14 protein-coding genes are annotated in these 14,998 nt (G+C 63.5%); 2 read left to right on the forward strand and 12 right to left on the reverse strand.

Going from position 1 to position 14,998, the window contains the following annotated elements; genetic code table 11:
* Entirely contained in the window at positions 1-1,230 is a 1,230-nt protein-coding gene (locus tag DL891_RS08790; protein ID WP_111720049.1) for a DUF349 domain-containing protein, read from the forward strand.
* A 93-nt stretch (positions 1,231-1,323) separates the two neighbouring features.
* Positions 1,324-1,908: a type IV toxin-antitoxin system AbiEi family antitoxin gene (locus DL891_RS08795; protein ID WP_111720050.1), complete on the forward strand. Its 585-nt coding sequence runs from the start codon at positions 1,324-1,326 to the stop codon at positions 1,906-1,908.
* On the opposite strand, the gene DL891_RS08800 is transcribed toward DL891_RS08795, so the two are convergent.
* The 12 genes from DL891_RS08800 to thrS all read right to left on the reverse strand — a co-directional run bounded on the left by DL891_RS08800 (position 1,887) and on the right by thrS (position 14,965).
* A complete protein-coding gene (locus DL891_RS08800) occupies positions 1,887-4,136 on the reverse strand; it encodes a bifunctional (p)ppGpp synthetase/guanosine-3',5'-bis(diphosphate) 3'-pyrophosphohydrolase (RefSeq protein ID WP_111720051.1) in 2,250 nt (749 codons plus the stop codon). The genes DL891_RS08795 and DL891_RS08800 overlap by 22 nt on opposite strands.
* A 101-nt stretch (positions 4,137-4,237) precedes the next feature.
* Positions 4,238-5,236, reverse strand: a complete 999-nt coding sequence (gene secF / locus DL891_RS08805) for a protein translocase subunit SecF (RefSeq protein WP_111720052.1) — start codon at positions 5,234-5,236, stop codon at positions 4,238-4,240.
* Positions 5,236-7,077 (reverse strand): protein translocase subunit SecD, encoded by a 1,842-nt coding sequence (gene secD, locus DL891_RS08810; protein WP_111720053.1) that lies wholly within the window; start codon positions 7,075-7,077, stop codon positions 5,236-5,238. The genes secF and secD overlap by 1 nt, the downstream gene beginning before the upstream one ends.
* A 67-nt stretch (positions 7,078-7,144) precedes the next feature.
* Positions 7,145-7,522 (reverse strand): preprotein translocase subunit YajC, encoded by a 378-nt coding sequence (yajC, locus tag DL891_RS08815; protein WP_111720054.1) that lies wholly within the window; start codon positions 7,520-7,522, stop codon positions 7,145-7,147.
* 127 nt (positions 7,523-7,649) lie between these two features.
* A complete protein-coding gene (gene ruvB / locus DL891_RS08820) occupies positions 7,650-8,672 on the reverse strand; it encodes a Holliday junction branch migration DNA helicase RuvB (protein WP_111720055.1) in 1,023 nt (340 codons plus the stop codon).
* Positions 8,669-9,289 (reverse strand): Holliday junction branch migration protein RuvA, encoded by a 621-nt coding sequence (gene ruvA / locus DL891_RS08825; protein WP_111720056.1) that lies wholly within the window; start codon positions 9,287-9,289, stop codon positions 8,669-8,671. The genes ruvB and ruvA overlap by 4 nt, the downstream gene beginning before the upstream one ends.
* A complete protein-coding gene (gene ruvC / locus DL891_RS08830; RefSeq protein ID WP_111720057.1) occupies positions 9,286-9,882 on the reverse strand; it encodes a crossover junction endodeoxyribonuclease RuvC in 597 nt (198 codons plus the stop codon). The genes ruvA and ruvC overlap by 4 nt, the downstream gene beginning before the upstream one ends.
* 38 nt (positions 9,883-9,920) lie before the next feature.
* Positions 9,921-10,679: a YebC/PmpR family DNA-binding transcriptional regulator gene (locus DL891_RS08835; protein ID WP_111720058.1), complete on the reverse strand. Its 759-nt coding sequence runs from the start codon at positions 10,677-10,679 to the stop codon at positions 9,921-9,923.
* A gap of 108 nt (positions 10,680-10,787) precedes the next feature.
* A complete protein-coding gene (gene pdxT, locus DL891_RS08840; protein ID WP_232819080.1) occupies positions 10,788-11,405 on the reverse strand; it encodes a pyridoxal 5'-phosphate synthase glutaminase subunit PdxT in 618 nt (205 codons plus the stop codon).
* Positions 11,395-12,297: a pyridoxal 5'-phosphate synthase lyase subunit PdxS gene (gene pdxS, locus DL891_RS08845; protein WP_111720060.1), complete on the reverse strand. Its 903-nt coding sequence runs from the start codon at positions 12,295-12,297 to the stop codon at positions 11,395-11,397. The genes pdxT and pdxS overlap by 11 nt, the downstream gene beginning before the upstream one ends.
* A gap of 115 nt (positions 12,298-12,412) precedes the next feature.
* Positions 12,413-12,976 carry an HIT domain-containing protein gene (locus tag DL891_RS08850; protein ID WP_111720061.1) on the reverse strand — a complete coding sequence of 188 codons (564 nt, stop codon included), beginning with the start codon at positions 12,974-12,976 and terminating at the stop codon, positions 12,413-12,415.
* Between the two features lie 3 nt (positions 12,977-12,979).
* Complete coding sequence (gene thrS, locus DL891_RS08855) at positions 12,980-14,965, reverse strand: threonine--tRNA ligase (protein ID WP_111720062.1); 1,986 nt, start codon at positions 14,963-14,965, stop codon at positions 12,980-12,982.
* Positions 14,966-14,998: the final 33 nt, after the last annotated feature.

The following is a 14,998-nucleotide window of genomic DNA, read 5'->3' on the forward strand; positions in this document are numbered from 1 at the left end:
GTGGAATCCACAAATCAGCTCCCCTGGGGCCGCGTCGACGAGACCGGCACAGTTTTTGTCCGTGATACCGACGGTGAACGTGCCGTTGGGCAGTTTCCGGACGGCAGCCCAGAAGAAGCCCTCGCCTATTTCGAGCGCAAGTTCGTTGAGCTCGCCGGACAGGTGACCCTCTTGGAACAACGAGCCAAGGGCGGTGCTCCAGCAACCGATATCGCACGAGCCGTCAAGACCTTGACCGGCCAGCTCGCCGAGGCGAACGCGGTGGGCGACCTGGAGAACCTGCGCAAACGACTGGCCGCGTTGGACACCACGGTCGAAGAGCTCACGGCACAGCAGAGCGCCGAGCAGAAGGCGGCCACGGAACGGGCCGTCGCCGAGCGCGCCGAAATCGTGGCCGAGATCGAGGCGCTCGCCGCCGTCGATCCGACCAAGGTGCAGTGGAAGCAGGCGACCGTCGCCCTCGACGATCTCTTCACGCGCTGGCAGGCGCATCAACAGGGCAATCCCCGGTTGCCCAAGTCTGAGTCGAATGATCTCTGGAAGCGGTTCCGTGCCGCTCGCACGACCATTGAGACCAACCGCAAGGCCTTCTTCGCGCAGCTCGACGCGACGCATAAGGACGCACGCGGCCAGAAACAGAAGCTGATCGAGCGGGCCGAGGCGCTCGCCCCCCAGGGCGCCCAGGGTATTCCTGCGTACCGCAATCTCCTGGACGAGTGGAAGGCCGCACCGCGCGCCGGCAAACGCCACGACGATGCACTCTGGGCAAAGTTCAAGGTGGCCGGCGACGTGCTCTTCGAGGCAAAGTCTGCGACCGACGCGATCGAGAACGAAGAATTCACAGCCAACCTGGAATTGAAGCGGGCCCTGCTCGACGAAGCCGAACCGCTGCTGAAGGAGACCAACCGCGAGAAGGCGAAGAAGCGGCTCCTCGAGGTGCAGCGGCGCTGGGATGAGATCGGCAAGGTCCCTCGTGATCAGGTGAAGCCGATCGAGGAACGCCTGCGCACGATCGAGGCGGCCGTGCGCAAACTGGACGAAGACTTCTGGAAGAAGAACAACCCCGAGACCAAGGCACGCTCCGAGGGTCTGGCCGGCCAGTTGCATGACGCCATTGCGAAGCTGGAGGCCGAACTGGCCGAAGCCGAAAAAAGCGGCGACAGCAAGAAGATCACCGAAGCGAAAGAGGCGCTCACCGCGCGGAAGGCCTGGTTGGCGGCGATCGGCTGAACTCTTCTCTCGGCGCAACCTCGCGAGCCAGATTTCTCCACAGTTGTAGGGCTGGCGGCGCGATGACCGAACGCGTCGAAGCATCATGGAACCATGACCAGACTCGGCTGGATGTTGGACGACCAGGATCTGCCCGGGGCTGAGCTCTGCGCGGCCCGCCTCGACGGTGAGCTCTTCGCGCTGGACCGAGCCTATGTTCCGGTTGACCTGCCGGAGTCTCCGATGCAACGGGCCGGCACTCTGCTCGGCGCCGCCGGCAGCCACCTGATCGCCGAGCGGATGAGTGCGGCGTGGATACATGGCGCGAGGACGTGGCCACCGGCCAGGCATCAGTTCTGTGTCGACCATCGCAGGCGGGTCTACCTGGCTGCTGCGGGAATCCTGGCCCGAGAGGTGGTGTTGGCGGGCGGAGACGTGGTGAACATCGCCGGACTGCAGGTCACTGCGCCGCTCCGCACCGTACTCGACCTCGCGCGCGTGTCCGAGCAGTTCGACGATCACACCCGGTCGGTCACGAGCGCCCTGATCATCGACCACCAGATCTCGTGGAATGACTGCGAGTCACGCCTGAACGCCAACCGGCGCCTGCCGCACAGGAACCGGGCCCTGGCGCGCATCGGCGCGATCATGGAGCACGCCGTGCCCGTGCCGGCGCATCAGCCGTCGGTCACACGGTAGACATCGTAGACCGCGTCGATGCGCCGGACTGCGGTCAACACCCGGTCCAGATGGGTGGCGTCACCCATCTCGAAGATGAATCGGCTGACCGCGAGCCGATTGCTGGAGGTGTTCACCGATGCGGAAAGAATGTTCACGTGATGTTCGCTCAAGACCCGCGTGACGTCGGTGAGCAGACCTGCGCGGTCCAGCGCCTCCACCTGGATCTGCACCAGGAACACGCTCTTCGAGTTCGGGGCCCACTCGACCTCGACCATGCGTTCCGGCTCGTTCAGCAGTGATTTCACGTTGTGGCATGTCGCCTGGTGAACGGAGATGCCCGAGCCGCGGGTGACGAAGCCGACGATCGAATCCCCCGGCACCGGCGTGCAGCACTTGGCGAGCTTCACCAGAATGTCGGGCGCGCCGCGCACCACGACACCCGAATCGCTGTAGCGAACCGAGGGTCCCAGGTCTTTGGGCGGTACCGAGAGCTCAGCCTGGTCGTTCTCGGCTGCGGTGTGCAGCGAGGCGAGTACTTTTTCGATCACCGATTGGGTGGAGACGTGGCCCTCGCCGACCGCTGCATACAGTGCGGACACGTCGTCGTAGCGCAGCAATGCAGCGACCTCGGTGAACGAGTCCTGGTTCATCAGTTTCTGCAACGGCAGGTTCTGCTTGCGCATGGCACGAACGATGGCTTCCTTGCCCTGTTCGATCGCCTCATCACGGCGTTCCTTGGTGAACCACTGGCGAATCTTGTTGCGTGCGCGGGTGCTTTTCACGAAGTTGAGCCAGTCACGGCTCGGTCCGGCATCCGGGTTCTTCGACGTGAAGACCTCGACCACGTCCCCGTTGACCAGAACACTTTCCAAGGGCACCAGGCGGCCGTTGACCTTCGCACCCATGGTGCGATGGCCAACCTCGGTGTGCACGGAGTAAGCAAAATCCACCGGGGTGGCGCCGGACGGCAACCCGATCACTCGCCCCTTCGGGGTGAAGACGTAGACCTCCTTCGCACCGATTTCGAAACGGAGGGAGTCGAGGAATTCACTCGGGTCGGCCGTCTCCGCCTGCCAGTCCGAGATATGGGCGAGCCACGCCATGTCGGTGTCGACCCCCGGCTTCGACGGTCCGGCTTTGCCGTTCAGCTGCTGCTTGTACTTCCAATGCGCCGCGACGCCGTACTCCGCGCGATTGTGCATGTCGTGGGTGCGGATCTGGATCTCGATCGCTCGCCCCTCGGGGCCGAGGACCGTGGTGTGCAACGACTGGTACAGGTTGAATTTCGGGGTGGCGATGTAGTCCTTGAACCGGCCGGGAATCGGATTCCAGCGGGCATGGATCGACCCCAGTACGGCGTAGCAGTCGCGAATCGTATTGACGAGGACCCTGATACCGACAAGGTCGTAGATCTCGTCGAACTCACGGCCCCGCACGATCATCTTCTGGTAGATCGAATAGTACTGTTTGGGGCGACCAACCACCTTTCCGCGGATCTTGGCGGCCTTCAGATCATCGTTGACGGCTTCGATCACCTGGGCGACGAACTTGTCGCGCTGCGGGCTGCGTTGCCGCACCAGGGATTCGATCTCCTGGTAGATCTTGGGATAGAGAACGGCGAAGGAGAGATCTTCGAGCTCCCACTTCAGCGCCTGAATGCCGAGCCGGTGTGCCAGCGGGGCGTAGATCTCCAGGGTCTCAGTCGCCTTCCGCGCTGACGACTCCCCCGAGACGAAACCCCAGGTGCGCGCATTGTGCAGTCGGTCGGCCAGTTTGATGATGAGCACACGGATGTCTTTCGACATCGCGACGATCATCTTTCGGACGGTCTCGGCCTGAGCACTCTCGCCATATTTGAGTTTGTCGAGCTTGGTCACGCCGTCGACGAGCATCGCGACCTCGTCGCCGAAATCGTTCTGCAGTTGTTCCAGGGTGTAATCGGTGTCTTCAACCGTGTCGTGCAGCAATGCGGCCACGATCGTCTTGGCCCCGATGCCCAGTTCTGCCAGAATCTGGGCGACCGCGACCGGATGAGTGATGTAGGGTTCGCCGCTCTGTCTGAACTGGCCGCTGTGTGCCTTCGCCGCGGTGCGGTAGGCACGCTCGATCTCGGCGATGTCCGCCCTCGGATGATGCGTGCGAACCGTCTTCAGAAGCGTGTCGAAGGCACCGACCGGTTGGGCGCGGGAAAAGATCCGTGGCACCAGACGGCGCAGGGAGGCAGAAGACGAGGTCGTTTCCGACATGCCCCTCCTTTGCTCACTGGCTCAATTATCCCGTACCAGCGATCCGTCCAGAACCACACCGTTCCGAGCACCCGGCCCGGGAGCGTGCCGAGGCCCCCAACTCAGGCGTTGATGACCGACTTGCTCCGCAGCGCGAGGATCTTCTTGTCCTGCTTCTTCAGTTCTTTCTCACCGGACCGCAGGTGCGCGTACATCGGGGCTGCGATGAAGATGGTCGAGTACGTACCCGCGATGATGCCGATCAACAATGCCAGGGAAATATCCCGCAGGGTGCCGGCGCCGAGAATGAACGCCCCGATGAAGAGGATGGATGCCACCGGGAGGGCGGCTACCACCGACGTGTTGATCGAGCGCACGAGAGTCTGATTCACGGCGAGGTTCACGAGTTCCCCGTAGGTGCTCGTGGAGTTGGGGCCGAAGTCGGCCGTGTTCTCCTTGATCTTGTCGAAGACCACCACGGTGTCGTACAGCGAGTATCCCAGGATGGTCAGGAAGCCGATCACCGCCGCAGGAGTGACTTCGAAACCGGTGATTCCGTAGACACCGGCCACAATGATCAAGTCGTGTCCGAGGGCAGACATGGCCGCCAGGGACATCTTCCACGTTCGGAAATACAGCGCCATGACAATAGACGCCAGAATGATGAAGGTGATCAGCCCCCTCAATGCCTGACTCGTGATGTCCTGGCCCCAGGTGGCGCCGATGAACGAAGATGTCACTTGCTCGAGCGGCACGTTGTAGGCCTTCGCCAGCGACGCTCGCACATCCTGAGTCTCCTGCGAGGTCATCTGGTCGGTCTGCACCCGAAGGGCGTTGTCACCCAGGGTTGTGACCCGCGCCACCATGCCCGGCTTGACGCCAGCAACGGCGGCTGATGCTGTCGCCAGCTGGCCGCCGGGGTTGCTGATGTCGGAGACCACGAACTCAGATCCACCGGTGAACTCGATACCGAAGGTGAAGCCGCCCTTGAGTGCGGGAATGGCGATCGACAGGATGATCGCAGCCAGGGCGATCGTGTACCACAGCATTCGCTTGCCGACGAAGTCGTAGGATCTCTTGCCGGTGTGCAGGTCATTTCCGAATTGCGCGAAACTAGCCATTACGAATCCTTCCCGCTCTTCTTGGCACCTGAGCTCTTGGGCGACTTCTTTGTTCCGGCTTTCGGCGGCGATTTCTTACCCGTTGGGCTTCCCTGAGACGTATTGGATGACATGGAGGCTGAGCTCTTCTTCACCGTTTCGCTCCGAGGGGGTGATTCGAGTTCGGCCGCCTTGCGCTCGGCGATGGTTTGTCGCCTGGCTGCCTCGCGACCGCTGGAAGCCACCTTCGCGGCGGGCACCAGAACCGGAGCCCTGAACTGTGCTCGCCCGCGGTAGACCGCTCCGAGCGCCCGGGGGTCGAGCCCGCTGAAGCGGTGCCCCTCACCGAAGAATTTGGTTTGGGCGAGCAGCTGCAATATCGGGTGGGTGAACATGACCACGACGAAGACGTCGATGATGGTGGTCAGGCCGAGTGTGAGCGCAAAGCCCTTCACGTTGCCGACGGCGACGATGAACAACGTTGCCGCTGCGAGGAAGTTCACCGTGTCGGAAGCCAGAATCGTGCGCACCGCTCGTTTCCAGCCGGCCTCCACCGCTGATTCCAAGCCCCGGCCATCGCGGAGTTCGTCACGAATTCGCTCGAAGTAGACGATGAATGAGTCGGCGGTGATACCGATCGCCACGATCAGACCGGCAACGCCGGCCAAGGACAGTCGATAGCCCTCTCGCCAGGAAAGTATGGTGACCACCAGATAGGCGAGCAGCGCAGCGATCGTCAACGATGCGACGGTCACCAGCCCAAGCATCCGATACTGAAGCAGCGAGTAGATCACGACGAGGATGAGCCCGATCAGACCGGCGAGCAGTCCGCCGGCGAGCTGATTGGTGCCCAGGGTGGCTGAAATCGTGTCTTGGCTCTGAACGGTGAAGGCGATCGGCAGTGCGCCGAACTTCAGCTGGTCGGCGAGGGTCTGGGCGGTCTCCTGGGTGAAGTTTCCGGAGATCTGGGCCTTGCCGTTCAGAATCGGCACATTGGCGGTTGGCGCGGAGATCACGTGGCCGTCGAGCACGATGGCGAATCGGTGCTGGTTGCCGGTCAGCCCGAACAGGCGCTGAGTGACGACACCGAATTCCTTTCCACCCACGTCGTTGAACGTGAGGTTGACGACCCAACGGCCCGTGCTCGCGCCGGTCTGCGTCTGCTCGATACCGCTGGTGGCGTCGGTGATGTCTTTTCCTTCGACCTCCACCGGCCCGAGGATGAACTTCTCCTGGCCGAGTTCGTCGCAGGTCACCATCGGCTTGTCCGCCGGCGCCTGGTTGGCCAGTTTTGCTTCCTCGGAGTCGCATCGGAAGTTGAGGAACTCATCCTGCAGTGCCGGAGTGATCCAGTTCAGGTCGCTGGCGTCGGTGGGGCTGACCGACGGCGTGGACTCCAGGCTGGGTGACGGCGATGCCGCGTCGCTCGGAGTTGGTCCACCGCTCGGAACAGCGGCGGAATTGGCGGCGGCATCGGCGGCCAGCACTGCGCGGAAATCCAGCTTCGCGGATGCTTCGATCCGGTTGATGGTCTCCTGATCGGGGGTACCCGGGATCGAGACGACGATGTTGTTCGCACCCTGGGTGTTGATCTCGGTCTCCGAGACGCCACTCGCGTTCACGCGCTGGCGGATGATCTCGACAGCCTGGTTCATCTGCTCCGAAGACACCGTCTGGCCGCCTTCGAGTTGCGCGGCCAGAATGATCTGGGTGCCGCCCTCGAGATCAAGGCCCAGCTTGGGGGCCCAGCTGCCACCGCCCGAGAGTACGCCGGCCGTGTTCAGGCCGATCAGTCCCAGGATGATCACTGCGAGCCAGATCAGGGATCGTCGGGCCTTCTTGACGGGTGTCAGCGTAGCCACCTGTTTTACTCAGCTTTCTATCCGCGCGCCAGCCCGCGTTTCATGCAGGCGCGGTTGTTCGAAGGATTCAGTCGTTGGACGACTTGGACGACGAAGAGCCGTCGTTGTCGTCGTGGTCCAACCGCTCGCCGAACTCTGGATTGTCGCCGATCTCGGACATCTCGGATTCGTCAGAGTCGTGGGTCTCGGGCTCGACCACCCGCGCGACCGTCTGGCGGTGCAGGCGCAGGATAGTCCCGGGCGTCGTCTCGACAAGCACCTGGTTGGCTTCCTCGTCGATCGACAAGAGGGTGCCATACACACCCGAGTTGGTCATGACTTCTGCACCGACCACCATTTTTTCCTGCAGGGAAGCGGCGTCTCGCTGGCGCTTGCGGCTGTTGCGAAACATAAAGAAGATCAGTACCGCCAGTACGGCGAGCATGAGGAGTGTGATCGGATCCATGACTTACGAGGATACCTTTCGAGTTCTTGGGGCCGGTGTTTTCAGAGGCCAATGTGGACAACCGCTTTAGTCTAGTCGCATCTTGCTGGAAGCCGACGGCGAATCCCCGGATGAATCCGGATCGGGCTCACTCGGGTTCGGCGAGTCCGAAATGTTGCCAGGCCGAGCGCGTCGCGACACGTCCTCGCGGGGTGCGTGTGAGCAGGCCGATCCGCACCAGGAACGGTTCCACCACAGATTCGATCGTTTCTGCTTCTTCGCCCACCGACGCGGCCAACGTGTTGAGTCCGACCGGCCCGCCGTGGAACCGGGTGAGAATGATGTTCACCACGGCGCGGTCGATTCGATCCAGTCCGAGTTCGTCGACTTCGTACAGATCGAGTGCGCTGTGCACGGCGGCCAGGTCGGCCCGCCCCCCGTGCACCAGCGCGTAGTCACGCACGCGCCGCAGCAACCGGTTGGCGATCCGTGGGGTGCCCCGGCATCGCCCGGAGATCTCCCTCAGCGCTTCAGAACTGATGTCAAGGTTCAGAAGGTCTGCGGCACGAATGAGCACCTGTTCCAGTTCGGCATCCGCATAGAACTCCAAATGGGCGGTGAAGCCGAACCGGTCACGCAATGGATTGGGCAACAGCCCCGACCGCGTCGTCGCACCGACAAGGGTGAACGGGGCCAGCTCCAGCGGCACCGTCGTCGCCCCGGCGCCCTTGCCGACCATGATGTCGATGCGGAAGTCCTCCATCGCCAGGTAGAGCATCTCCTCCGCCGACCGCGCCATGCGGTGGATCTCGTCGATGAACAGTACCTCGCCGGCCACCAGGGAGGAGAGAACCGCTGCCAGGTCTCCGGCGTGTTGGATGGCAGGGCCGCTCGACATTCGCAGCGGACGGCCGCTCTCGTGCGAGACGATCATCGCGAGCGTCGTCTTGCCGAGGCCGGGAGGACCCGCCAACAAGATGTGGTCCGGGGTGCGATTCTGGATACTTGCCGCCTGAAGCAGCAACTCGAGTTGACCACGAACCTTCGTCTGGCCGACGAACTCCGCCAACGACGTCGGTCGAAGTGCGCCCTCGAACGCGAGTTCGGCCTCAGATTCGGGAACCGGGCTGGTGACAGCGAGCCCCCCGTCTGCCCTCGCGTCCACGCTCATCGAGTGCTGCTCGCGGGGGTGCGGCCGAGACCGGACAGGGTCAGCCGGAGCAGGGCCGAAACGGTGCTGCGCTCCGCCTCGGTCGCCATGCCCAACGCGTCGGTCACGGCGTCCTCGGCCTGCCGCTCAGACCACCCCAGCCCGACGAGTGCGGCCACGACGCTGTCACCGATGCCGAGCGGTGCGGCATTCGGCTGCGCTGCGGCTGCATAGTTTGAGGCGTGTAGTTTGCCGGTCAGGGAGACGACGATCAGTTTGGCCGTCTTCGGGCCGATCCCGGACACCTTCCGGAAGACGGAATCATCCTCGGAGGCGACTGCAGCAGCGATCTGTGACGGATCCAGCACGGCGAGCACTCCCATCGCGGACTTCGGTCCCACACCAGAAACAGTGCGGAGCAGATCGAACACATCCAGGTGGTCGGTGTCGGGAAACCCGAACAGGGTCATCGAATCTTCACGCACCACCAGAGTGGTGACGATGAAAGCCTCGTGGCCCTCGGTGAGCGACTGGGCGTGGCCGGGCGCGACCGTGATCGAGTACCCGATTCCGCCGACGTCGATGACAGCTGTCTGCCCGCGTGCAGACAGCACGACACCCCGTACTGATGAGATCACCGCGCCAGCTTACGTCGAGCCACCGACGATTGACTCGCCTTCTCAGCGGCGAGCCACGCTTTCTGAGCCGGAGTCGGCTCCGAGCCGCCGTGTGTCTGTGCTGCGGGCAGGGTTCCGGGGGCTGATCGGCGCCAGGCATGGCAAATCGCGATGGCGAGGGAGTCGGCCGCGTCGGCGGGCTTCGGCACCTCGGTCAGCCGCAGGATCCGGGCCACCATCACCCCGACCTGCTTCTTGTCTGCCGCCCCGTAGCCGGTGATCGCCGCCTTGATCTCGCTCGGGGTGTGCAGCTCCAGTGGAAGCCCGTGCCGGGCAGCCGCGAGCACTGCCACCCCACTGGCCTGGGCGGTGCCCATCACCGTTCGCACGTTCTGTTGCGCGAACACCCGCTCGACGGCAACGGCATCAGGCCGGTACAGGTCAATGAACCGGTCGATCCCTTCGGCGATCCCCAGCAATCTCTGGTCAATGGACTGCTCCGGGCTGGTGCGAATCACCTCGACCGCGACAAAGGTCGCCGTTCGGTTTGCAGCGGCGTCGATCACGCCGACTCCGCACCGGGTGAGCCCGGGGTCTATGCCCAGGATGCGCATGGGCACCTCGGTGCGCGGGCGAAAGGTGTCGCCACGTGTCAGTCGTCTTCCAGTTCGGCCATCACGTCTTCGGAAATGTCCATATTGCTGTAGATGTTCTGCACATCATCGGATTCCTCGAGTGCATCGATCAGACGAAGGACCTTGCGGGCCGTGTCGGCGTCGGCTTCCACCTTCACCGTGGGAACGAATTCCAGATCAGCAGAGTCGTAGTCGATGCCCGCGTCGGTCAACGCGGTTCGCGTGGCGACCAGGTCGGTCGGCTCGCAGATGATCTCGAACGCCGTCGGCCCATTCTCGACTTCTTCGGCACCGGCATCCAACACCGCCATCAGCACGTCGTCCTCGGTGAGAGAGTCGGCGTGGGCGACGCTGATCACGCCCTTGCGGTGGAAATTGTAAGCCACAGAGCCCGGGTCGGCCATAGTGCCCCCGTTGCGGGTCATCAGCGTGCGCACTTCGGCGGCGGCTCTGTTGCGGTTGTCCGTGAGGCACTCGATCATCAGCGCCACGCCGTTCGGGCCATAACCCTCATACATGATCGACAGGTATTCGACGCTGTCGCCGAGTTGCCCCGAGCCGCGTTTGACCGCACGGTCGATGTTGTCGTTGGGGACTGAGGTCTTCTTTGCCTTCTGGATGGCGTCGACCAGCGTCGGGTTGCCTGAAAGGTCGGCGCCTCCCATCTTGGCCGCCACCTCGATGTTCTTGATCAGCTTCGCGAACGCCTTTGCACGGCGGCTGTCGGTGATCGCCTTCTTGTGCTTGGTCGTCGCCCATTTGGAATGCCCGGCCATTACGCTCCTGCTTCGGTGCCCATGGCGGCCTCTTCAACTGTCTGCCGCCTCGTTCGTCGCAGCCCGAAATCGCTCGGGCCACCTGCTACATTCTAAGCCGAGCCCCGGTCACTCACTGGCATGCGCGGCGGCGACGGTGTCGAGAAACCGCCGGTGGAACCGGGGTTCACCGTTCATCTCGGGGTGAAAGGACGTGCCCATGATCGGCCCCTGGGCCACCGCAACAATGCGTCCGTCTGCCAGGGCAGCCAGCACCTCGACGTCGGGCCCGACCCGTTCGACGATCGGCGCCCTGATGAACACTGCGACGACCGGCGCCCCGTCGAACGAAGGAACCTCCAGGGCGACTTCGAACGATGCCTGTTGCGAGCCGAACGCGTTTCGGCGAACCGTGATGTCGAGCGCGCCCAGTGTCTGCTGGCCGGCGGCGGCATCCAGAATCTCGTCGGCGAGCATGATGAGTCCGGCGCAGGTGCCGAAGACCGGCATGCCGGCACGGATCCGCGCCCGGATCGGTTCGGCCAATCCGAAGATGTGTCCGAGCTTGTCCATCACCGTGGACTCCCCGCCCGGAATCACGAGTCCTGAAACCGAATCCAGTTCTTCCGGGCGGCGCACCAACACCACGTCTGCGCCGATGGAGCGCAACAAAGCAGCGTGTTCGCGAAAGTCGCCCTGCAGGGCGAGCACGCCGACACGGGCCTTGGGAGTCTGGTTACCAGCCACGCTCGGAGAGGCGGTGTGGCGCGGCCAGATCACTGACGTTGATGCCGACCATGGCCTCGCCGAGGCCGCGTGAGGCATCCGCGATCACTTTGGCGTCTTCGTAGAATGTGACAGCCTTGACGATCGCGGCGGCGCGCTGGGCGGGGTTGCCCGACTTGAAGATGCCCGAACCGACGAAGACGCCGTCAGCACCCAGTTGCATCATCATGGCAGCGTCGGCAGGGGTGGCCACGCCACCCGCGGTGAAGAGCACCACCGGCAGCTTGCCGGTGGTGGCCACTTCGAGCACCAGCTCGTACGGGGCCTGCAGTTCCTTCGCGGCAACATACAGCTCATCGCGGCTCATCGCCGCGAGGGCGTTGATTTCGCCCTTGATCTGGCGGATGTGCTTGGTCGCCTCGGAGACGTCACCGGTGCCGGCCTCACCCTTGGACCGGATCATGGCCGCACCCTCGTTGATGCGGCGCAGGGCTTCGCCCAGGTTGGTGGCACCGCAGACGAACGGGATGGTGAACGCCCACTTGTCGATGTGGTTCACGTAGTCGGCGGGGCTGAGCACCTCGGACTCGTCGATGTAGTCGACGTCGAGCGCTTCCAGCACCTGCGCTTCGACGAAGTGCCCGATGCGGGCCTTCGCCATCACCGGGATCGACACGGTCTCGCGAATGCCATCGATCAGGTCGGGGTCGCTCATTCGTGCGACGCCCCCCTGTGCGCGGATGTCCGCGGGCACTCGTTCAAGCGCCATCACGGCCACGGCGCCGGCATCTTCGGCGATCTTCGCCTGCTCGGCGTTCACGACGTCCATGATCACGCCGCCCTTGAGCATCTCAGCGAAACCGCGCTTCACACGCGTCGATCCGACCTGAGCGGCGGCAGTGTTCTCAGTCATGTACTTTCCTTTTCCTAACGGGTATTGATTCGGCAGCACGATCGGGCCGGAGTGGCAGCCGCGTGCTGGAGGTCTGAGGCGCCGTGGCAGATTCCACGGGGCACCGCCTACTAGTCTAATTCGGCCACGCTTCAGATAAAGCCACTCGCACGTCGCCCAGCAGTTGTGGCAGGGCTTTCGTCTGCGCGATGATCGGGAAGAAGTTGGAGTCCTGCCCCCAGCGCGGAACGATGTGCTGGTGGAGGTGGCCTGCGATACCCGCCCCGGCCACCTGTCCCTGGTTCAATCCGATGTTGAAGCCGTGACACTTCGACACGTCCCGCAGAACCCGCATCCCCGTCTGGGTCAGACTGCCGATTTCAGCGATCTCCTCGATGGTCGCCTCGTCGTATCCGGCCACATGGCGGTACGGGCAGACCAGCAGGTGGCCGCTGTTATAAGGAAACAGGTTCAGCACAACGTAGGCGAGTGTTCCGCGGGCCACGATCAGCGCGCGCTCGTCGTCCATTCCGGGCGCGTGACAGAACGGGCATTCGTGTTCCTCGGGCTGGTGGCTGTCTTGCACGTACACCAGCCGGTGCGGAGTCCACAGCCTCTGGAAGGCGTCGGGCACGCCGACCAGATGGGCGGCGTCCTCGGTGTCGACGTGCTCGAACTCATCCGGGTCGTAATTGCCCATCGATCAGGCCCCGGCCGCCTGGCCGGGTGCGGTGAGCACCTGCGCCCGAGATTCGATTGCCGAGGTGATCTGGCTGATGGCCTGATCGATCGGCACCCCGTTCTGCTGGCTGCCGTCTCGGTAACGGAAGCTGACGGTGCCGGCCGAACGGTCTTCCTCCCCGGCGATCAGCAGGAAGGGCACCCTCTGCTTGGTGTGGGTGCGAATCTTCTTCTGCATGCGCTCGGACGAGACGTCGAGCTCTGCCCGTACGCCTGAGGCACTCAGCTGGTCGATGATCGCACCAAGGTATTCGTTGTAGTCATCCGCGATCGGGATTCCGACCACCTGCACTGGTGCGAGCCAGACGGGGAAGGCGCCGGCGTAGTGCTCGGTGAGCACTCCGAAGAACCGCTCGATCGAACCGAACAGGGCCCGGTGGATCATCACCGGTCGCTGGCGTGAGCCATCTGCTGCGGTGTATTCCAACCCGAACCGCTCCGGCAGGTTGAAGTCGAGTTGCACGGTTGACATCTGCCAGGTACGACCGATGGCGTCGCGCGCCTGCACCGAGATCTTGGGGCCGTAGAAGGCGGCGCCCCCCGGGTCGGGAACAAGTTCCAGACCGGACGCCTCGGCCACTTCGGCCAGCGTCGCGGTGGCCTCCTCCCAGACGTCGTCGTCGCCGACGAACTTCTCTGGGTCTTTGGTCGACAGCTCCAGGTAGAAATCGGTCAGCCCGTAGTCACGCAACAGGTTGAGCACGAAGTTGAGCGTCTTGGTCAGCTCCGATTTCATCTGGTCGGTGGTGGTGAAGATGTGCGCATCATCCATGGTCAGTCCGCGCACGCGCGTGAGTCCGTGCACCACCCCCGACTTCTCGTTGCGGTAGACCGTGCCGAATTCGAACATGCGGAGCGGCAAGTCACGGTAGGAGCGTCCGCTGGAGCGATAGATCAGAATGTGGAACGGGCAGTTCATCGGCTTCAGGTAGTAGTCAGCACCCTGCCGTGTGATCTCACCCTCCTCATTGCGTGCCTCATCGAGGTGCATCGGCGGGAACATCGCGTCGGAGTACCAACCGAGGTGACCGGACTCCTCGAACAGGTTCGCCTTGGTGATGTGAGGCGTGTAGACGAAGTCGTACCCCTCCTCCTCATGTCGCCGGCGCGAGTAGTCCTCCATCTCGCGGCGGATGATGCCGCCCTTTGGGTGGAAGACGGCGAGTCCCGAACCGATCTCGTCGGGAAAAGAGAATAGGTCGAGTTCAGCGCCGAGTCTGCGATGGTCGCGCTTGGCAGCCTCCTCGAGCCGGGTCTGGTGGGCGCGAAGCTCGTCCTTGGTCGGCCAGGCCGTGCCGTACAGGCGCTGCAACTGTGGATTCTTCTCCGAGCCACGCCAGTATGCCGCGGCGATGCGAGTGAGCGCGAAACCGTTGCCGATCATTCGCGTATTGGGCAGGTGCGGCCCCCGGCAGAGATCTTTCCAGACGGTCTCCCCCGACTTGGGGTCGACGTTGTCATAGATGGTCAGCTCGGCGCCGCCGACCTCCACAGACTCGTTGTCGTCGCCGGTGTGACCACCCTTGAGCCCGATCAGTTCGAGCTTGTAGGGCTCCCCCGCCAGTTCGGCGCGAGCCTCGTCCTCGCTGACCACACGGCGCACGAAGCGTTGGCCCTGGCGGATGATGCGCGCCATCGCCTTGTCGAAGGCCTTCATGTCCTCGGGGGTGAACGGCTCGGCCACGTCGAAGTCGTAGTAGAAGCCATCGGTGATCGGCGGGCCGATCCCGAGCTTGGCCTCAGGGTTGATCGATTGCACCGCCTGGGCCGCGACGTGGGCCGCGGAGTGCCTGAGGATGTCCAACCCATCCGGCGAGTCAATCGTCACCGGTTCGACCTGATCGGTGTCGGTCACAGTGGCCGCCAGATCCGCAAGCTGGCCGTTGACGCGCATGGCGACGATGTTGCGGTCGGCGAAGATATCGAATCCGGTCCTATTGCTGCTCATTCAATCAACAATAGCGGCGCGGCATCCGCAGTT

Source organism: Homoserinimonas sp. OAct 916 (assembly GCF_003260275.1).
Classification (GTDB): Bacteria; Actinomycetota; Actinomycetes; order Actinomycetales; family Microbacteriaceae; genus OACT-916.